15 protein-coding genes are annotated in these 20,273 nt (G+C 73.1%); 14 read left to right on the forward strand and 1 reads right to left on the reverse strand.

Annotated features, from left to right (window positions below; translation table 11 throughout):
* The first annotated feature begins 159 nt into the window (after window positions 1-159).
* The 13 genes from ACIQMU_RS06195 (at window position 160) to ACIQMU_RS06255 (ending at window position 18,616) form a co-directional block, all read left to right on the forward strand.
* Window positions 160-1,383, forward strand: a complete 1,224-nt coding sequence (locus ACIQMU_RS06195; protein ID WP_352241854.1) for an ROK family transcriptional regulator — start codon at window positions 160-162, stop codon at window positions 1,381-1,383.
* A 172-nt stretch (window positions 1,384-1,555) separates the two neighbouring features.
* Window positions 1,556-2,893, forward strand: coding sequence for an ABC transporter substrate-binding protein (locus ACIQMU_RS06200; RefSeq protein WP_402688290.1), 1,338 nt, complete (start codon window positions 1,556-1,558; stop codon window positions 2,891-2,893).
* Between the two features lie 6 nt (window positions 2,894-2,899).
* Entirely contained in the window at window positions 2,900-3,841 is a 942-nt protein-coding gene (locus ACIQMU_RS06205) for a carbohydrate ABC transporter permease (RefSeq protein WP_402688291.1), read from the forward strand.
* Between the two features lie 3 nt (window positions 3,842-3,844).
* Window positions 3,845-4,747, forward strand: a complete 903-nt coding sequence (locus ACIQMU_RS06210) for a carbohydrate ABC transporter permease (RefSeq protein WP_402688292.1) — start codon at window positions 3,845-3,847, stop codon at window positions 4,745-4,747.
* A 1-nt stretch (window position 4,748) separates the two neighbouring features.
* Window positions 4,749-6,014, forward strand: coding sequence for a 6-phospho-beta-glucosidase (locus ACIQMU_RS06215; protein WP_352241850.1), 1,266 nt, complete (start codon window positions 4,749-4,751; stop codon window positions 6,012-6,014).
* A complete protein-coding gene (locus ACIQMU_RS06220) occupies window positions 6,005-7,006 on the forward strand; it encodes an N-acetylglucosamine kinase (protein ID WP_402688293.1) in 1,002 nt (333 codons plus the stop codon). Before ACIQMU_RS06215 ends, ACIQMU_RS06220 begins: the two co-directional genes overlap by 10 nt.
* A 378-nt stretch (window positions 7,007-7,384) precedes the next feature.
* On the forward strand, window positions 7,385-8,773 hold the full coding sequence (locus ACIQMU_RS06225; RefSeq protein WP_352241848.1) for a hypothetical protein: 1,389 nt from the start codon (window positions 7,385-7,387) through the stop codon (window positions 8,771-8,773).
* Between the two features lie 11 nt (window positions 8,774-8,784).
* Window positions 8,785-9,807: a glutamate ABC transporter substrate-binding protein gene (locus ACIQMU_RS06230; protein ID WP_402688294.1), complete on the forward strand. Its 1,023-nt coding sequence runs from the start codon at window positions 8,785-8,787 to the stop codon at window positions 9,805-9,807.
* Window positions 9,808-9,992: 185 nt separating this feature from the next.
* Window positions 9,993-11,345 carry a hypothetical protein gene (locus ACIQMU_RS06235; protein WP_352241846.1) on the forward strand — a complete coding sequence of 451 codons (1,353 nt, stop codon included), beginning with the start codon at window positions 9,993-9,995 and terminating at the stop codon, window positions 11,343-11,345.
* Window positions 11,342-14,161 (forward strand): tetratricopeptide repeat protein, encoded by a 2,820-nt coding sequence (locus tag ACIQMU_RS06240; protein ID WP_402688295.1) that lies wholly within the window; start codon window positions 11,342-11,344, stop codon window positions 14,159-14,161. The genes ACIQMU_RS06235 and ACIQMU_RS06240 overlap by 4 nt, the downstream gene beginning before the upstream one ends.
* Window positions 14,162-14,163: 2 nt before the next feature.
* Window positions 14,164-15,675 carry a protein phosphatase 2C domain-containing protein gene (locus tag ACIQMU_RS06245; RefSeq protein WP_402688296.1) on the forward strand — a complete coding sequence of 504 codons (1,512 nt, stop codon included), beginning with the start codon at window positions 14,164-14,166 and terminating at the stop codon, window positions 15,673-15,675.
* 75 nt (window positions 15,676-15,750) lie between these two features.
* On the forward strand, window positions 15,751-17,106 hold the full coding sequence (locus ACIQMU_RS06250) for a VWA domain-containing protein (protein WP_352241843.1): 1,356 nt from the start codon (window positions 15,751-15,753) through the stop codon (window positions 17,104-17,106).
* 130 nt (window positions 17,107-17,236) lie between these two features.
* A complete protein-coding gene (locus ACIQMU_RS06255) occupies window positions 17,237-18,616 on the forward strand; it encodes an FHA domain-containing protein (protein WP_402688297.1) in 1,380 nt (459 codons plus the stop codon).
* 12 nt (window positions 18,617-18,628) lie between these two features.
* On the opposite strand, the gene ACIQMU_RS06260 is transcribed toward ACIQMU_RS06255, so the two are convergent.
* On the reverse strand, window positions 18,629-19,630 hold the full coding sequence (locus tag ACIQMU_RS06260; protein WP_352241841.1) for a methyltransferase domain-containing protein: 1,002 nt from the start codon (window positions 19,628-19,630) through the stop codon (window positions 18,629-18,631).
* 127 nt (window positions 19,631-19,757) lie between these two features.
* On the opposite strand from ACIQMU_RS06260, the gene ACIQMU_RS06265 reads away from it, so the two are divergent.
* A complete protein-coding gene (locus tag ACIQMU_RS06265) occupies window positions 19,758-20,162 on the forward strand; it encodes a globin (protein WP_352241839.1) in 405 nt (134 codons plus the stop codon).
* Window positions 20,163-20,273: the final 111 nt, after the last annotated feature.

The raw sequence follows: 20,273 nt of genomic DNA on the forward strand, positions 1-20,273 counted from the left end.
CCGGCCCCCGATACATGACGCGGGTCACACTTCGACGGTCCGACCGGCGGCCCCCATTGACGACCCGGTGACCTGCGCCCTACGGTCCTCTCACCAAATAGGAAACTTTCCTAACAGAGTCAGGGACGCGAGGCCCTGGCAGAGGGCGGTGCATCCACCATGGCGGGAACCACTCCCGGCTCACCCGGCACCCCGGGCACACCACGGGTGCTGCGGGCCATGAACGACCGGGCCGCCCTCGATCTGCTGCTGGAGCACGGCCCCCTCTCCCGGACCCGCATCGGGAAGCTGACCGGCCTCTCCAAGCCCACCGCCTCCCAGCTCCTGGCCCGCCTGGAGGCGGCCGGCCTCGTCGTCGCCACCGGGACCAGCGAGGGACGCCCCGGGCCCAACGCGCAGCTCTACACGGTGAACGCGCGGGCCGCCCACGTGGCCGGGCTCGATGTGAACGGGCGGCGCATCGTCGCCGCCGTCGCGGACGTGACCGGCCGGACCGTCGGGGAGTTCGAACTGGCGACCCCGGGCCGGCGCGCCGACAGCGTGGTGCGCCAGGTCGCCGACGCGCTGGATGGGGCGGTGAAGGAGGCCGGGCTCACCCGCGCCGACGTCCACCGGATCGTCATCGGCACCCCGGGCGCCTTCGACCCGGGCACCGGGCGGCTGCGGTACGCCTCGCACCTGCCCGGCTGGCACTCCCCCACCCTGCTGGACGAGCTGGCCGCGTTCCTGCCGATGCCGGTGGAGTACGAGAACGACGTCAATCTGGTCGCCGTCGCCGAACAGCGCCTGGGCGCGGCCCGCGGTCACGAGGACTTCGTCCTGCTGTGGAACGAGGAGGGTCTCGGGGCCGCCCTCGTCATCAACGGCCGGCTGCACCGCGGCTTCACCGGCGGCGCGGGCGAGGTCGGCTTCCTGCCGGTGCCGGGCACCCCGCTCGTGCGCCAGGTCGTCAAGGCCAACAGCGGCGGCTTCCAGGAGCTGGCGGGCGCGCAGGCGGTGCCCCGGCTCGGGAAGTCGCTGGGCATCGACACCCCGCAGCAGCCGTACGCGAAGGTCGCCGCCGAGCTGCTGGCGCGGGCGGCCGCCGCGTACGGGACGGACGAGGCCCTCACCGAACTGCTGCGCCAGTACGCCCAGCGGCTCGCCACCGGGCTCGCCTCCGTCACCGCCGTCCTGGACCCCGGACTCATCGTGCTCTCCGGCGGAGCGATCGCGGCGGGCGGCGAGACCCTGCGCTCCGTGATCCAGTCCGAGCTGGCGGAGCTCGCCGCCTCCCGGCCCCGGCTGGTGGTCGGCGAGATCGACCGCACCCCCGTACTGCGCGGCGCCCTGGAGAGGGCGCTCGCCGACACCCGCGACGAAGTGTTCGACACCTCACGCTGACCCGCCCGACCCGCGTGTCCCCCGCCGTCCCCCTCTGCCGTCCGACCCGCGTGTCCCCCGCCGTCCCCCTCTGCCGTCCGACCCGCGTGTCCCCCCGCCGTCCCCCTCTGCCGTCCGACCCTGTCGCCGCCTCCGCCGTCTGCCTCTCTTCCCCGCCCCTGGGAGTTTTGTCATGCGCACAAGCCGTCTCACGACCACCGCCGTCGCCGTCGCCGCGATATCGGTGCTCGCCACCGCGTGCACCGGCCAGTCCGAGGCCGGCGCCTCCGACGACCCGAACGCGAAGACCACGATCAACTTCTGGCACGGCTGGAGCGCGCCCGCCGAGGTGAAGGCGGTCCAGGACAACATCGACCGGTTCGAGAAGGCCCACCCGAACATCACGGTGAAGGTCTCCGGCAACATCAACGACGACAAGCTCAACCAGGCGCTGCGGGCGGGCGGTTCGAACGGGCCGGACGTGGTTTCCTCCTTCACCACCGCCAACGTCGGCAAGTTCTGCTCGGCGGGCGCCTTCGCGGACCTGAAGCCGTTCATCGAGAAGTCGAAGCTCGACCTGGAGAAGACCTTCCCGAAGGTCCTCCTCGACTACACCCAGTTCGAGGGCAAGCGCTGCGCCCTGCCGCTGCTCACCGACGCCTACGGCCTCTACTACAACAAGGACGCCTTCGAGAAGGCCGGGATCACCGCGCCGCCGAAGACCATGTCCGAGCTGGCGAGCGTCGCGAAGAGGCTGACGGTCGAGAAGGGCGACAGCTACGAGCAGCTCGGTTTCATGCCGACCTTCCACGGCTACGAGACCGTCGCCGACCACTACCTGTCCTCGTGGGACCACGCCTACTTCGACGAGAACGGCAAGTCCAACATCGCCAAGGACCCGGCGTTCGCGGAGATGTTCACGTACCAGAAGAAGCTCGTCGAGGACCTCGGCGGCTACGACAAGCTGGAGAGGTACCGCGGCACCTTCGGTGACGAGTGGGGCGCCAAGCACCCGTTCCACACCGGCCAGGTCGCCATGCAGCTGGACGGCGAGTGGCGGCTCGGGATGGCCGAGGACACCAAGCCGGGCTTCGAGATCGGCGTCGCGCCGATGCCCGTCGCCGACGACGAGGCCGACAGCTACGGCAAGGGCTTCCTCTCCGGCACCATCGTGGGCATCGCCCCGGCCAGCAGGAAGCAGAACGCCGCGTGGGAGCTGGTGAAGTACATGACCAGCGACACCGAGGCGGTCGTCGAGTTCGCCAACGGCATCCGCAACGTGCCCTCCACCTTCGAGGCGCTGAAGTCCCCCGACCTGAAGTTCGACCCGCGTTTCAAGACGTTCCTGGACATCGCCCAGCACCCGGAGTCCAGCACCCCCGACGGCGCCGTCAACGGCTCGACGTACCAGCAGACGATCCAGGACTTCGGCTACCAGTACGAGAAGGGCGCGGTGAAGGACCTGAAGGCCGGCCTGGAGAAGACCGCGCGGCAGATCGACACCGACATCGCCAAGGCCGAGGCCAAGTAGCCTCCGATGACGACGCACACACTGCGCTCGAAGCGCCGCAGGTCGGCGCTGCGCACGGCGGCCTTCATGTCGCCGTGGCTGATCGGGTTCTCGGTCTTCTTCGTCTACCCGATGATCTCGACCGTCTACTTCTCCTTCACCGCGTACGACGGCTTCGGGACGCCGGTCTTCAACGGGCTGGACAACTGGACCTACGTCTTCAGCGACTACCCCATGTTCTGGCCCTCGCTGCGCAACACGCTGTGGCTGGTGATCGTCATGGTCAGCTGCCGGGTGGTCTTCGGTCTCGGCGTCGGCATGCTCATCACCAAGATCAAGACGGGGACCGGGGTCTTCCGGACGCTGTTCTACCTGCCCTACCTGGCCCCGCCGGTCGCCGCGACGCTCGCCTTCGTGTTCCTGCTCAACCCCGGCACCGGGCCCGTCAACGCGATTCTGGGGGACCTGGGGCTGCCGACGCCCGGCTGGTTCAACGACGCCTCCTGGTCCAAGCCGGCGCTCACCATGCTCGCGGTGTGGGGCATCGGCGATCTGATGGTCATCTTCATGGCCTCGCTGCTGGACGTGCCGACCGAGCAGTACGAGGCGGCCGAGCTGGACGGCGCGTCCGCCTGGCAGAAGTTCCGCTTCGTGACGCTGCCGAACATCTCCCCCATCGTGCTGTTCGCCGTGGTGACGGGCGTCATCCAGGCGATGCAGTACTACACGCAGCCTCTCGTCGCCGGAAAGGTCGCCTCCGGGGTCATCGGCGGCTCCGGCCAGTCCTTCGAACCCGGCTATCCCGACAAGTCGACACTGACGCTCCCGCAGCTCGTCTACAACCAGGGCTTCCAGCGCTTCGACTACGGCGCCGCCTGTGTCGTCGCCCTCGTCCTGTTCGCCCTGGCCATGACCTTCACCGCGCTACTGATGCGGGGCCGCAACAACCTGATCCAGGCCGGTGACTGAGCCATGACCCGACGCGTCGAAAAGACCACCGCGGCTGCCCCGCCGACCTCTTCGCGGACCCCGGCCGAGCGCACCGCCCGCCGCAAGGCGCTGCTCCACTGGATCGCCGTGCACTCGCTCGGGATCGCCGCCGCGCTCTTCTTCGTACTGCCGTTCGTCTTCGTGGTGCTGACCTCGCTGATGAGCGACCAGCAGGCGCTGACCCGCGACCTCACCCCGAACTCCTGGGAGTGGGGCAACTACGAGCGGGTCTTCAACACCCCGGGCTTCCTCACCTGGTGGCGCAACACCCTGCTGTACGCGGGCGTCGGCACCGTCCTCACGGTGCTCTCGTCCGTCCCGGTGGCGTACGCGCTGGCGAAGTTCCGCTTCCGGGGCCGCCGGCTGTCGCTGATGCTCGTCATCTCGATGATGATGCTGCCGCCGCAGGTCGTCATCATCCCGATGTACCTGTTCTGGGCGAAGCAGATGGACCTGTCGGGCACGCTGTGGCCGCTGATCATCCCGATGGCCTTCGGTGACGCCTTCTCCATCTTCCTGCTGCGGCAGTTCCTGCTGACCATCCCGAACGAGTACCTGGACGCCGCGAAGGTCGACGGCTGCGGCGAGTTCCGCACGCTGATGAAGGTCGTCCTGCCGATGGCCAGGCCGGGCATCGCGGCCATCGCCCTCTTCCAGTTCTTCTACGCCTGGAGCGACTACTTCGGACCACAGATCTACGCCTCCGAGAACCCGGCCGCCTGGACGCTCAGTTACGGCCTCGAATCCTTCAAGGGCGCGCACCACACCGACTGGAACCTGACCATGGCCGCGACCGTTCTGGTCATGGCCCCCGTGATCGCCGTCTTCTTCTTTGCCCAGAAGGCATTCGTCGAGGGCGTCACACTGACTGGAGTAAAGGGCTGACATGAAGCTCGCAGTAGTGGGTGGCGGGTCCACCTACACCCCTGAACTGATCGACGGATTCGCCCGGCTGCGGGACACGCTGCCGATCGAGGAGCTGGTGCTCGTCGATCCGGCGGCCGACCGCCTGGACCTGGTGGGAGGTCTCGCCCGGCGGATCTTCGCCAAACAGGACCACGCCGGGAGGATCACGACCACCACCGACCTCGACTCGGGCGTCGCCGGCGCCGACGCGGTCCTCCTCCAGCTGCGCGTCGGCGGACAGGCCGCGCGCGACCGGGACGAGACCTGGCCGCTGGAGTGCGGCTGCGTCGGCCAGGAGACCACCGGCGCCGGCGGCCTCGCCAAGGCGCTGCGCACCGTGCCGGTCGTCCTGGACATCGCCGAGCGGGTCCGCCGTGCCAACCCGGACGCCTGGATCATCGACTTCACCAATCCGGTCGGCATCGTCACCCGCGCCCTGCTCCAGGCCGGGCACAAGGCCGTCGGCCTGTGCAACGTGGCGATCGGCTTCCAGCGGAAGTTCGCCCGGCTGCTGGACGTGAACCCCTCCGAGGTGCACCTCGACCACGTCGGGCTCAACCACCTGACCTGGGAGCTGGGGGTGCGCCTGGGCGGCCCGGACGGCGAGAACGTCCTGCCCCGGCTGCTCGCGGAGCACGGCGACGCCATCGCCGACGACCTTCATATGCCCCGGCAGATCATCGACCGGCTCGGTGTCGTCCCCTCCTACTACCTGCGCTACTTCTACGCCCACGACGAGGTGGTCAGGGAGCTCGGCGCCAAGCCGTCCCGCGCCGCCGAGGTGGCGGCGATGGAGAAGGAACTGCTCGCCATGTACGGCGATCCGACACTGGACGAGAAGCCCGCGCTGCTCGCCAAGCGGGGCGGCGCGTTCTACTCCGAGGCGGCCGTGGACCTGGCGGCCTCCCTGCTGGGCAACGGCGGCTCCCCGGTCCAGGTGGTCAACACGTACAACAACGGGACGCTGCCGTTCCTCCCGGATGACGCGGTGATCGAGGTCCAGGCCCGGGTCGGGCACGACGGCGCGACGCCGCTGGCCGTCCCGGCGCTGGACCCGCTGTACGCCGGTCTGATCGCCAACGTGACGGCGTACGAGGACCTCGCCCTGGAAGCCGCCCTGCGCGGCGGCCGGGACCGGGTCTTCAAGGCGCTGCTCGCCCACCCGCTGATCGGGCAGTACGAGTACGCCGAGGGCCTCACCGACCGGCTGATCGCGCACAACCGGGAGCATCTGGCGTGGGCGTGAACGTGTCGGTCGTCGCCATCGACGCGGGCAACAGCAAGACCGACGTGGCGCTGATCGGCGAGGACGGCACGGTGCTGGCCACGGCACGCGGCGGCGGTTTCCAGCCCCCGGCGGTCGGCGTGGAGGCCGCGATCGACGTGCTGGCCGCCGTGCTGGAGCGGGCGGTGGCGGGGCTGCCGGTCTCCGGTGGCCCGTACAACCCGCTCGGCTCGCCCGGCTCCCCCGTCCATGTCTCCGCCTGCCTGGCCAACGCCGATCTTCCGGTCGAGGAGGCCGAGTTGACGCGTGCCCTGGAGGCCCGCGGGTGGGGCTCCTCGGTGGAGGTGCGCAACGACACCTTCGCGATCCTGCGCGCCGGGGTGGACGAGCCCCGGGGGGTCGCGGTGGTGTGCGGGGCCGGCATCAACTGTGTGGGGATGACCCCGGACGGGCGGACCGCCCGCTTCCCCGCGATCGGGCGGATATCCGGTGACTGGGGCGGCGGTTCGGGGCTCGCGGAGGAGGCGCTGTGGTTCGCCGCGCGGGCCGAGGACGGGCGCGGGGAGCCGTCCGAGCTGGCCCGTGCGCTGCCGGGCCACTTCGGGCTCGACTCGATGTACGGGCTCATCGAGGCGCTGCATCGGGGCCGGATATCGTCGGCGCGTCGGCACGAGCTGACGCCGGTGCTGTTCGCCACGGCCGCGGGCGGTGACCCGGTGGCCCGCGCACTGGTGGAACGGCTGGCCGAGGAGGTGGTGGCGATGGCCTCGGTCGCGCTGGCGCGGCTCGGCCTGCTGGACGAGGAGGTTCCGGTGCTGCTGGGCGGCAGTGTGCTGGCCGCGCGCCACCCGCAGCTGAACGACCGGATCGCCGGACTCCTCGTGGCCCGCGCCCCGAAGGCCGAGGTGCGCGTCGTGTCCGAGCCGCCGGTGCTGGGCGCGGCGCTGCTGGGCCTGGACCGTACGGGCGCGGCGCCGGAGGTCCACCGGAGGCTGCGCGCGCGGTATTCCTGAGGACCACGGCGTCCCGTACGTCACAGGGCGTCCCCTCACGCGATGCGCGTGGGGGGACGCCCCTCGTTCGGGTGAACGCCCGGACCGGGTGGGGCGCGAGGGAACCGATCGCGGTTCCGGAACGTGTACTTGATGGGGGGTCCGTTCGCTTATGGGGATGTATCCGGGCACGTTGCGCCGCTTGCCTTGATCGGCCGCTTCCGCCCTGATCGAATGCGGGGACCGATGCCGGTCTGATACGGGGAGCGACGCGGGGGCGGCCGCGGGTCCGGATGTTCCCGGTGTGAACGTCCGTCCCCGCCGCCATACTTCTGGCCGGGCACACGTCCTCGCGCCGGGGACCGGGGGCCCGCCCGCAGTGACCGAGGGGGAGGTCGAATGACACACCCGCCGAGCGGCGGCTCGCAGACGCTGCGCGCCCCGGATCCGGTGTCCGCGCCCGTCGGCGTGGACACACGGCCCCGGGCCGCGTGGACCGCGCGGACGGACCGCCTGCGCGCCGTGTCGACGACCGAGCCCGGCCGGCTCCGGATCGTCGGGGCCGTACTCGCCCTGCTGGTCGTGGCGTTCGGCGCGGTGACCACGCTGGAGGTCTCGCAGCGCGCCTCCGCGGCCGACGACGTGGTCAGCCGCAGTCAGCCGCTCAGTGCCGACGCGGCGGACGTCTACCGCTTCCTGGCGGACGCGGACACGGCGGCGGCCAGCGGGTTCCTCGCGGGCGCGCAGGAGCCCGAGGCCGTGCGCGAGCAGTACCGCGAGGACATCGAGGAGGCGGCCCGGCTGCTGGTGAAGGCGTCGGGGAACACCGACTCCGGCAGCGCGTCCAGCCGTGAGATAGCCACCCTCAACAAGCTGCTCCCGGTCTACACGGGCCTGGTCGAGCGCGCCCGCGCCAACAACCGCCAGGGCCTGCCGCTGGGCGGCGCCTATCTCCGGTACGCGAACCAGAAGATGGCCGGCGAGATGCTGCCGGCCGCCGAGCGGCTGTACGCGGCGGAGACGGGCCGGCTGGAGTCGGACTCCGCCGACGCCCGGCGGTGGCCCCTCCTGTCGCTCGGCGCCGGGGTGCTGGTACTCGGCGCGCTGGTGTGGATGCAGCGGCGCACCTACCGCCGGACGAACCGGGTGCTGAACCACGGGCTGCTGGCGGCGACGGCCGCCGCCTCGGTGGTGGTGCTCTGGCTGGCCGTGGGGCACACCGTGGCCCGTGCGGAGCTGCGGTCGGCGATGGTGCACGGCCAGGCTTCCCTGGACGTGCTCAACGACGCGCGGATCAGCTCGCTGAAGGCCCGCGCCAACGAGAACCTCACCCTGGTGGCGCGCGGCGCGGTGCTGACTCCCGACGGCTCCGCCGACCGGTACGAGGCCGACTACACCACGGGAATGCGGGCGCTGGAGGCCCAGGTGAAGAAGGCCGGGCGGCTCGCGGACGACGAGAGGGGAAGCGCACCGCTGGCCGAGGCCGCGGACGGAGTGGCCCAGTGGCAGGCCCGCCACCGCTCGGCCCGTGCCACGGACGACCGGGGCGACTACGACGGCGCGCTGAAGCAGGTCATCGGGACCGGCGCGTCCACCGGGCGTTCCTTCCAGCAGGTGGACGCCGCGCTGAAGAAGGCGCTCGCCCACGAGGAGGACGAGTTCACCTCGGCGGCGAAGGACGGGCGCGGGGCCCTGCGCGGCCTGCCGACGGGGGCGGCGGTGCTGGCGGCGCTGGGGGCCGCCGCCGTGATCCTCGGGGTCAACCGCAGGCTCTCGGAGTACCGGTGAGAGGGGCAGCGATGAGCAGGGCGAGGGACCGGTACGGGCGCGGCGGCCTGCGCGGCTGGGGCGGCGTGACGGGGATGGCGGCGGCATGCGCGGTCACGGCCGCGGTCACCCTGTTGCCACTGGCCCGCCACGACGGCGGGGCGGCCGGGGAGGGCGCCCCGGGCGGCGGGGCGGTGACGGCCGACCGGACGCTGGCCGAGGAGTGCGCCGAACCGGGGGCTAGCCCGCCCGCGTCGGGGGCCGACGGACCGGCCGTCGACGGCATCAAGCAGCGCGGCAAGCTGATCGCGGGCGTCGACCAGAACAGCTTCCGTTGGGGCTACCGCAATCCGGAGACCCGGAGGCTGGAGGGGTTCGACATCGATCTGGTGCGGGCCATCGCCGAGGACATCCTGGGCGACCCGGACGCGGTGGTCTTCCGCGCGATCCCCACCAACCAGCGCATCGCCGCACTGGAGAGAGACCGCGTCGACATCGTCGTACGGACGATGACGATCAACTGCGAGCGGCTGGAGCAGGTCTCCTTCTCCACCGCTTACTTCCGGGCGGGACAGCAGGTGCTCGCCCCGAAGGGGTCCACGATCACCGGCTACAACACGTCGCTCAAGGGCAAGCGGGTCTGCTCGGCCGAGGGCTCGACCGCGTACGAGGCGCTGGAGAAGAAGTCCTTCGGGGCGCTCTACAAGGACGACTTCGACGGCACCGAGCGCGACCGGGACCTGCTGACCGTGCCCAACCAGCTGGACTGCCTGGTGCGGCTCCAGCTCGGCGAGGTCGACGCGATCGTCACGGACAACGCCCTGGCGGCCGGTCAGGCGGCGCAGGACCCGGCGGTGGAGCTGAAGGGGAAGGCCCCGTTCACCACCGAGTACTACGGCGTCGCGGCGAAGAAGGGCGCCGACGACCTGGTGGCCCGGGTGAACAAGGTCCTCGTCGACTACCGCGCCGGCGGCGAGAACAGCGCCTGGATGACGTCGTACCGCCACTGGCTGGCGGCCGGCCTGCCCGGCATCAAGGCACCGCCCGCCCCGTAATACCGAAGCGCCCGACCGGGTAGCACCCCGTACACGGCCGGACCGGAGCGGCGCGCACGGCAGCACGCACGGACCGGAACGAACGGACCAGGACGCACGGACCGGAACGTGCGGACCGGAGCGGACCGAAGCAGACGGATCCCGTCGGGCCCACCGGCCCGGCGGGGAGAGCGGAGAGGTGATCGATGGGCGTCGCGGGATCCTTCCCCAGCTACGCGGGGAGGCCCCCCGGCCCGGTCATGGACCGGGAGGAGGCGGACCGTGCGCTGGCCCGGCTCGGTGCGGAGCACGAGGCCATCGAGACCTCGCTCCTCGCCCTCCAGGACCATGCCGGCCGCCGGCTCCTGGAGGGCGCCGAGCTGACCGGCGTCACCCGGGAGCGCTGGGCCACGACCGAGCAGTCGATCACCCTCCTGTGGGAGTACTTCGACGCGTACGCGGGCGCCCTGTCCCGGGCCCGTGAGATCCGTGCGCGGCGGCGTCACCCGAACCGGGACGACCTCGTCGCGCTGACCGGCCTGCTGCGCGGGGAGGCGGTCACCGTCGCCAACCCGGGCGCGGTGCCTCCGCCCTCGGCGGCGGGCCCGGCCAGGCTGGCCGAGCGGTTCTCGCTCCAGGAGCTGGTCGCCCGGATGAACGAGCTGTACGCCAGGTCGCTGGACATGGTCGTCGCCTCCGACGCCGTCTGGTCGGCGCTGCCCGCCCGGATCGACCTGCTCGCGGCGGAGTTGCACCGGACGCGTTCGCTGGCGCACTCCGTGGGGGTGCGGCCCGGTGAGCACCCGGCCGGGGACGATCTGGCGGAGATCACCGAGGAGCTGACCACGCTTCGGGTGCAGGTGATCTCGGACCCGCTGGCGTTCTGGCTGCCGGGGCCCGGCAGCGCCGCGCCCGGCGGCGGCCGCCCCGACACCTCGCGCTACGACCGGGCCGCCCGCGCCCTGGAGGACGTACGGCGGGAGATCGAGGCGGTGCTCACGGTCCGGCAGGACGCCGAGGCCCGCCTCGTGCGGTTGCGGGACGTGCTCTCGCGGGCCGACCGCACCCTGACGGAGGCACGGGCGGCGCGCGGCGAGGTGCTGGCCAAGATCGCCGCCTCCGAGGTGCCCGCGGTCAGCGGGCCGCCGACCGCCCTCCAGGAGCGTCTGGCGGCCGCTTCCGACCACCGCAGGCGCGCCCAGTGGCACCGGCTCTCGCCGCTCCTGGAGTCGCTGGAACAGGAGGCCGAGGACGAACTGCTGCGCGCCCGTGAGTCGCTGACCTCGGTGACGGCTCCGTTGGCGGTCCGCGCGGAGCTGCGCGGCCGGCTCGACGCGTACAAGGCGAAGGTGGCCCGGCACGGTCTGGCGGAGGACCCGGTGCTCATCGAGCGGTACGACGCGGCGCGCCGCATGCTGTGGAGCGCCCCGTGCGATCTCCGGATGGCCGAGCAGGCCGTCCAGCGCTACCAGCACGCCGTCGCGGACACGCTGACGCCGTACCGGCCGGAGGGTCCTCAGGACCGACGGGGCGCGGGCGGACAGGGGGAGACACGATGAGTACGCGGTGCCAGCGCCCCGCCTGCGAGGGGAACTACGAGGACATGGGCGGCGGCGAGCTGTACTGCGACACCTGCGGTCTGGCCCCGGTCGTCTCGCCGACCGGCATGGTCAGCTCGCCGCCCACCGGGATCGCCGGGGGCGGCCGGGCGAGCGGCCGTGACAGCTCCTCGGCGCGTTCGGGCTCCCGCGCCTCAGGGCGCTCCTCGTCCCGTTCGTCGACCTCGCGCCGCTCGGTCTCCGGCCGGCTCTCGCGCTCGCTGTCCGGGGCGTCCGCCTCCCGCTCCGTCTCGGTGCGTTCCTCGGGCTCGGCGTCGGCGGCCTCGGGCCGGGGGCGGCTGGGCGCCGGCCTGGTGGAGGTCCCGGACGTGCCGCGGCCCGACCCGCGCACGGCCGTGATGGAGAACCCGGAGGTGCCCGAGCGCAAGCGGTTCTGCTCCCGCTCCGACTGCGGAGCGCCGGTGGGCCGCTCCCGCGGTGAACGGCCGGGCCGTACCGAGGGGTTCTGCACCAAGTGCGGACACCCCTATTCCTTCGTGCCGAAGCTGGGCGCCGGCGACATCGTGCACGGCCAGTACGAGGTCGCGGGCTGTCTGGCGCACGGCGGGCTCGGCTGGGTGTATCTCGCGGTGGACCGGGCCGTGTCGGACCGCTGGGTGGTCCTCAAGGGTCTGCTGGACACCGGCGACCAGGACGCGATGGCCGCCGCGATCTCCGAGCGCCGCTTCCTCGCCGAGATCGAGCACGCCAACATCGTCCGGATCTACAACTTCGTCGAGCACCTGGACCAGCGGACCGGCTCGCTCGACGGCTACATCGTGATGGAGTACGTCGGCGGCAAGGCGCTCAAGGAGATCGCCAACGAACGCCGCACCCCGGCCGGGAAGCGTGACCCGCTACCGGTCGAGCAGGCGTGCGCGTACGGGATCGAGGCGCTGGAGGCACTGGGCCACCTGCACAGCCGCAACCTCCTCTACTGCGACTTCAAGGTCGACAACGCGATCCAGACCGAGGACCAGCTCAAGCTGATCGACATGGGCGCGGTGCGCAGGATGGACGACGACGAGTCGGCCATCTACGGCACGGTCGGCTACCAGGCCCCCGAGATCGCGGAACTGGGCCCGTCGGTCGCCTCCGACCTGTACACGGTCGCCCGGACGCTGGCGGTCCTCACCTTCGACTTCCAGGGGTACACGAACGTCTTCGTGGACTCGCTGCCGGACCCGGACGCCATCGAGGTGCTCCGTACCTACGAGTCGTTCTACCGGCTGCTGGTGCGGGCCACCGATCCGGACCCGGCCCGGCGGTTCGCCTCCGCCGCGGAGATGACCGAGCAGCTGACGGGAGTGCTGCGGGAGGTCGTCGCCCTGCAGACGGGACGGCCGCGCCCCGCTCTTTCCACGCTGTTCGGAGCGGAACCGCGCGTGGTCGACACGGAGTTGTTCGCCCGGCAGACGGACGACGCCTCCCTGCTGGGCGGCCGGGACACCGGCTCCGGTGGTGGGCTCCTGGGCCGCCGCAGGGGCCGCGGCCGGCCGTCGGCCACCGTTCCGGCGCAGGCCGGCGCCCGGCAGGCGTACGGCGGCACGGCACCGGTCGCGCCGGGGGCGGCGGCATCCGCGGTGGCCGGGGCGCTGCCGGTGGGCGCCCAGCCGCCCGGCCCGGCGGGGGCCGCTCCGCTGGCCGCGCCGCCCACGCATGTGCGGGGGGCCGCACAGGGCGGCGCACCGCTCCCGTGCGCTGCCCCGGCACACGCTCCCGTTCCGGCTCCCCGGGCGGCCGAGCCGGCCCCGGGCACGCCGGCCGGGCCGTACGCCGCGACCGGCCCGTACGGGCCCTCCGGGGCGACGGCCGGGGGTGTCCGGCTCGCCCAGTTCGACCCGCGGGCCACCTCGCTGGCGCTGCCGGTCCCACGGGTCGACGCGGCGGACCCGAACGCCGGTTTCCTCGCCGGGCTGATGGCCTCCGCCCCGGCCGAGCTCATCACGGCTCTGCACACGGTGCCGGCCCCGTCCCTGGAGACCCGGCTGCGGGAGCTGCGGGCCCGGCTGGAGATGCGGGAGCTGGAATCGGCCGTCCGCGCCCTGACCACCCTGGAGGGTGAACACCCCGACGACTGGCGGGTCGTCTGGTACCGCGGCGTCACCTCGCTGGTGACCGGCGACCACGAGACGGCGGCGCTCTCCTTCGACGCGGTCTACGACGCGTTCCCCGGTGAGACCGCGCCCAAGCTGGCGCTCGGGATCTGCGCGGAGGTGCTGGGCCGGCTGGACAACGCCGCCGAGTACTACCGCCTGGTGTGGGCGACCGATCCGGGCTTCGTCAGTGCCGCGTTCGGCCTGGCCCGGGTGCGGATCGCCGCCGGTGAGCGGGGCGCGGCGGTGAGCACCCTGGAGTCGGTGCCGGAGTCCTCGATCCACTACACGGCGGCGCGGGTCGCGGCCGTCCGGGCGCGGCTGCGCGAGCGCTCGCACCAGGAGCCGCTGCTGGCCGATCTGACGGCCGCCGGGGTCCAGGTGGCGGCGCTGGCAGCCTTCGATCTGGACCCGGTGCGCCACGAGCAGCTGTCGACCGAAGTACTGGGCAAGGCGCTGGACTGGGTACTCTCCGGTAGTCCCGGTCTTCCGGGGCCGGGCGGACCGGCCGCCGGCAGTCCCGGTGCACGCAAGCTGCTCGGCGCCGAACTCGACGAGCGGGGACTGCGGTTCGGGCTGGAACGCTCGTACCGCAAGCTCGCCCGTCTCGCGCAGCGGGGCGACGAGAGGATCGAACTGGTGGAGCGGGCCAACCGTTTCCGCCCCCGGACGTGGGTGTGAAGATGTCACAGAGCCACCAGCAGCCCGCCCTCCCGAAGTGCCCCGGCTGCGAGGAGCCGCTGGATGCGGGCGATCTGTTCTGCGGGGCGTGCGGCTACGACCTCTCGGCCGTTCCGGCGCGCCCCGACGACCGGCCCACGATGGCCATCGCCGTGCCCCCGGCCGAACCGCCGGCAGAGCCCGTGCGGTGGCCCGCGGCCGCGGAGGCCGACAGCTCGGACGTACCCGCCCCCGTGCACCGCCCGGCCGACCTGCCGGGGACGGATTCGGGCGGCCGGCCGCTGTCGGGGCCGGCGCGGGGACCGTTGCCGGAGCAGGGTCCCGTTCTGGAGCAGGGACCCGTGCCGGAGCGGGGGCCGCTGCCGGAGCCGCGGCCCGGAACGGAGCCGGGCGCGGCCTCCCCGCCCGAGCCGGGGCCGGTGGGCGTGCCGGAGCCCGCGGCCGTCCCGGTGCGCCACGACGACCGGGCGTCCGCCCCGGGGGAAGCGGCGGACGGTGACTTCGCGCTGGCCGCGCCCGATCCCCGTACGGCGGAGCACACCCCCGCGCCGCCCGCCGTCGCCCCCGCCCCCGCTCCGGGAACGAAGGTCTGTGTGGCCTGCCGCTCCGGCCGGGTGGACCCCGACGGCTACTGCGAGAACTGCGGGCACGCCCAGCCCCGTGAGCGCGACCACATGGAGCAGGAGCTGGACGCCGTGGCCGCCGTCAGCGACCGGGGTCTGCGGCACCACCGCAACGAGGACTCCTTCGCGGTGTCCTCGACCGCGCTGCCGGACGGTTCGCCCGCCGTCGTCGCGATCGTCTGCGACGGCGTCTCCTCGGCGAGCCGGCCCGACGAGGCGTCGGCGGCCGCCGCGAGCGCCGCCAACGAAACGCTGCTGGAGGCCCTGCCGCGCGGCACGCACCCGCAGCAGGCGATGCACGAGGCGATCGTCGCCGCGGCCGAGGCCGTCAACGCCCTGGCACAGGACCCGGCCACGGCGGTGGAGCACGACGCGCACCGCCACCAGAACGCCCCGGCCTGCACCCTGGTCGGCGCGATCACGGCGGGCAGCCTGCTGGTCGTCGGCTGGGTCGGTGACAGCCGGGTCTACTGGGTGCCGGAGGACCGGGCCCAGCCGACCACCCGGCTCACCGAGGACGACTCCTGGGCCGCTCAGATGGTGGCGGCCGGCCTGATGAACGAGGCCGAGGCGTACGCGGACGACCGGGCCCACGCCATCACCGGCTGGCTCGGCGCCGACGCGTACGAACTGGAGCCGCACACGGCCGCGTTCAAGCCGGACCGGCCGGGCCTGGTGGTCGTCTGCACGGACGGCCTGTGGAACTACGCGGAATCAGCCGAGGAGATGGCCGCGGCCGTTCCGGCCGATGCCCATGAACACCCGCTGCGGGGCGCCCAGGTGCTCGTCGGACACGCGCTCGACGGCGGGGGCCACGACAACGTAACAGTGGCGCTTCTGCCGTTCGCCGTGCGACCGCCGGGGGCAGGATCGGCCTGCGACACCGTTTGAGGCGCCTCTCCGCCCCTGCCCCGACCCCGCGCCCCCTCGTCACCTGATCCCGTGGAGCCCCAAGGAGCCGACCAGATGGCCAACTTCTCCAAGTCGAACGTGCCGCGGTTCTCCGTCGAGGTGTACCAGAACGCGTTTCTGCCCGAGGGCGGCCGTGAGGTCAACGCGATCGTCACCGTCACCTCGACCGGCGGCGGAACCACCGGGGGGACGCCGCCGGCGGGTTCGGCGCCCGCGTACGGGCCGGGGCAGGGCCCCGACGCGGCCGTGGTGCTGATGGTCGACTGCTCGGGCTCCATGGACTACCCGCCGACGAAGATGCGCAACGCGCGCGACGCGACGGCGGCGGCCGTCGACGCCCTGCGCGAGGGCACCCGGTTCGCGGTGGTCGCCGGGACGCATGTGGCCAAGGACGTCTATCCGGGCGACGGGCGGCTCGCGGTCGCCGACCAGCGGACGAAAGCCGGGGCCAAGGAGGCCCTGCGGAAGCTGAGCGCGGGCGGGGGCACCGCGATCGGCACCTGGCTGCGGCTGGCCGACCGGCTGCTGGGCGCGGCCGAGGTGGGCATCCGGCACGGCATCCTGCTGACCGACGGCCGCAACGAGCACGAGGCGCCCGAAGACCTGCGGACGGCGCTGGAGTCCTGCGCCGGCCGGTTCACCTGCGACGCCCGCGGGGTGGGCACCGACTGGGAGGTGAAGGAGGTCACCGGCATCGCCGCCGCCCTCCTCGGCACGGCCGACATCGTCGCCGACCCCTCGGGGCTGGCCGCGGACTTCACGCGGATGATGGAGAACGCCATGGGCAAGGAGGTCGCGGACGTGGCACTGCGGCTCTGGACGCCGGTGGGCGCGGAGATCAGGTTCGTGAAGCAGGTCGCGCCCGCCGTCGCGGACCTCACCGACCGGCGCACCGGGGCGGGCCCCCGGGCCGGGGACTATCCGACCGGCTCCTGGGGCGACGAGTCCCGCGACTACCACGTGTGCGTCCTGGTTCCGGAGGCCGGCATCGGCCAGGAGATGCTGGCCGCCCGCGTCTCGCTGGTCCTGCCCGGCCCCTCGGGCGCGGGCGCCCCGCAAACCGTGTCGCAGGGGCTCGTGCGAGCCGTGTGGACGGACGACATGGTGGCGTCCACCTCGATCAATCCGCAGGTCGCGCACTACACGGGCCAGGCGGAACTGGCACACGTCATCCAGCAGGGCCTGGACGCACGCAAGTCGGGCGACCTCGACGGCGCGACGGCGAAACTGGGCCGGGCGGTGCAGCTGGCATCGGCGTCCGGGAACCAGGACACTGCGAAACTGCTTTCGAAGGTGGTCGACGTCGTCGATGCCGCGACGGGTACTGTGCGACTGAAGGCGAAGGTCGCGGAGGCGGACGAGATGACCCTCGAAACGCGCTCCACCAAGACCGTTCGCGTCAAGAAGTAGCACGGCACGGTCATCGGACGACCACCGGGCCGTGAGCACAGAGCAGCCACACGTGTTCGCTGAGCAACGACGCCGCGATCGACAGCATGACGGCCTCCGCGGCCGGACGAGGAGAGGGGGAAGCGCCGACATGCCGACCTGCCCGAACGGACACCAGTCGGGTTCCGAGGACTGGTGCGAGGTCTGCGGACACCGCATGGCCACCGGCGGTGCGCCCGCGGGCGCCGCGCCCCCGCCTCCGCCGCCCGCGCCCGGCTACGGCTACCCGCAACAGGACTCCGGTGACGGCCCACCCACCATGCAGGCGGAACTCTGCCCGCAGTGCCGCACGCCGCGTGAGGCGATGGCGCCGTTCTGCGAGGAGTGCCGCTGGAACTTCCTCACCAACACGGCGACGTCGTACACCCCGCTGGCCCCGCAGCACAGCACGCCCGGCGGGCCTCCGCCCGGCCTCAACCTGCCGCCCGGATTCCAGGCGCAGGGCCCCGGCGGCCAGCCCGGCCCCGGCGCGCAGGGCGGCCTGCCCGGCGCGCCCCAGCCGCGCGATCCGTTCGACTACCAGGGCTCGCGCCCCTCGCAGATGAACCGCGCCGCCGAGCCGCTCGCGCCCGAGCGGAGCGATCCGCACGGAAACGGCGGCCCGGGCGGAAACGGCGGCCAGGGCGGGCCCCCGCCGCAGTCGTTCCGGCAGGGTCCCCCGCCGCCGCCCTCGTTCCAGCAGCAGGGGCCTCCGCAGCAGCAGTCGGCGCCCTCGGCGTTCGAGCCGCAGCGGTCGGCGCCCTCGCCCTTCGAACCTCAGCAGTCCTCCCCCTTCGCACCGCCGCAGCAGCAGTCGGCACCGTCCGCGCCGCCGCGGTCGACCGGTCACACCGACGGCGGGGACGACTGGATGCTGCCGCCGCCCTCCCAGGCGCAGCCGCCGCAGCCGCCCCAGCGGTTCCAGCAGCCTGCCCCGCACCAGGGACAGGAACAGGACCAGGACCAGGGGCCGCGCCAGGACCAGGGACCGGAGCAGGGGCGGCGGCCGGAACAGGAGCCGGGGCAGGGGTACGACCAGGGCCGGCCGCATGGCGGCGTCCCCGGCCAGGACCGCCCCCAGCAGCCCTCCTCCTGGACCGCGGTGATCGCTCCGGACCGCGCCTACTTCCTCGCGATGATGCAGCGCAGCGGCCCCGAGGCGACGGGGCTGAACCTGCCCGCGTACTCCCCGGAGCAGCGTCTTGCGCTCACCGGGAGCCAGATCACCATCGGGCGCCGCCGGCAGAGCACCGGCGAGTCCCCCGACGTCGACCTGTCGGTGCCTCCGGAGGACCCGGGGGTCTCGCACCAGCACGCGGTGCTGGTGCGGCAGCCCGACGGCAGTTGGGCGGTCGTCGACCAGAACTCCACCAACGGCACCACCCTGAACGGCGCCGAGGACCCGATCCAGCCCTACGTCCCCGTGCAGCTCCAGGACGGCGACCAGGTGCACGTCGGGGCCTGGACGACGATCACGGTCCGCCGGGACTGAACCGCCGGCGCCTCATCCGGCCGGCAGCGGCCAGGTGTACGGGCCCCGCGGGTCGTCGAGCCAGGCCCACTGCCGGCCCCGGTCGACCGTGATGCCGTACCTCTCCCGCTGCGGGCGCTCCTCCCGCTCCCAGAGGGAGAGGGCCTCGTGCGGATCCAGCGTGCCGTCGGTCAGGGTCAGGAGGAACCGGAAGAGGTCGTGCCCGGCCGCCCGGCGCGGCAGTCCGCCGAGGTGCGGGGTGCCGCCGGGCTCGGGCAGCGCCCCGCGCAGCGGCACGAAGTACGCCGGGGTGTGCAGGAAGCGCCCCTCGGCGCGGGGGCCGTGCGCCGTCTCGCCGACCTGGAGCGAGATCAGGCCGGTGGCGAGCGGCGCGAGGATCCGCGCCCCCGGACGGCACTGGTCCGGCCAGCTCCGCGGCACGGACGGCAGGGTGCAGGTGGCGATGATCCGGTCGAACGGGGCGCGTCGCGGGCAGCCCCGGGCCCCGTCGCCGGTGACCACCGTCGGGCGGTATCGGGCCGTGGCGAGGTGGCCGCGGGCCGACTCCGTGATCTCCGCGTCCAGATCGACGCTGGTCACCGCGGCGTCGCCGAGCCGGTGGGCGAGCAGCGCCGCGTTGTAGCCGGAGCCGGTGCCGATCTCCAGGACCGTGTCCCCCTCCCGTACGTCGAGGGCGTCGAGCATGAGGGCCATCAGGGAGGGCTGGCTGGAGGACGAGACGAGTTCGCCGTCCCTGAGCCGGGTGGCCAGCGCCTCGTCCGTGTACACGCCGCGCAGCCAGCGGGAACGCCGGCCGGGGTCGGGGTCCTCGCCCCAGAGGCGTTCGTAACCCCGGATTCCGCGCACGTAGTAGAACGGCACGAACAGATGCCGGGGCACCTCGGCGAAGGCCGTACGCCAGGCGGGGTCGGTGAGCCCGCCCTGCGCGGCGATCTCCCGCACGAGGGCCTGCCGCGCTGCGTCGGCCCCGGTGCCGGGTACGGACGGGGAGGTTCCTTGCCGGTGTGCGCCCATGTCTCCACTGTCCTGCGCCGAAACCGCGCGGGCGAGCCGGGCGGACGGGACGGATTCCGGCCCCGCGCCCCCCTCCCTTGGTCCTAGGACTCCTGTCTTCGGCCGGAGCGTCTGCGACCATGGAGCGGTGACTGAGATTCCGCGCGACACGCTGCAGGAGCAGACCTTCTACGAGCAGGTCGGCGGCGAGGCGACCTTCCGGCGCCTGGTCCACCGCTTCTACGAGGGCGTGGCGGGCGACGAGCTGCTGCGGCCGATGTATCCGGAGGCCGATCTGGGCCCCGCGGAGGAGCGGTTCGCGCTGTTCCTGATGCAGTACTGGGGCGGCCCGCGCACCTACAGCGACCACCGGGGCCACCCGCGGCTGCGGATGCGGCACGCGCCGTTCCGCGTGGACCGGGCGGCCCACGACGCCTGGCTCTCCCATATGCGGGTCGCGCTGGACGAGCTGGAGCTAGCCCCCGAGCACGAGCGACAGCTGTGGGACTACCTGACGTACGCCGCCGCCTCGATGGTCAACACCGCGGACTGAACCGGCCGCCGCCGGACGGTCGTCACCGATCCCCGCGGCACGGCCGCCGCGGGGACGGCCGGGGCGACGGTCCGTGACCGGGCGACTCCGGAATCCGGCGCTCCACCTCCG

This window comes from Streptomyces sp. NPDC091649 (assembly GCF_044756785.1).
Taxonomy (GTDB): Bacteria; Actinomycetota; Actinomycetes; order Streptomycetales; family Streptomycetaceae; genus Streptomyces.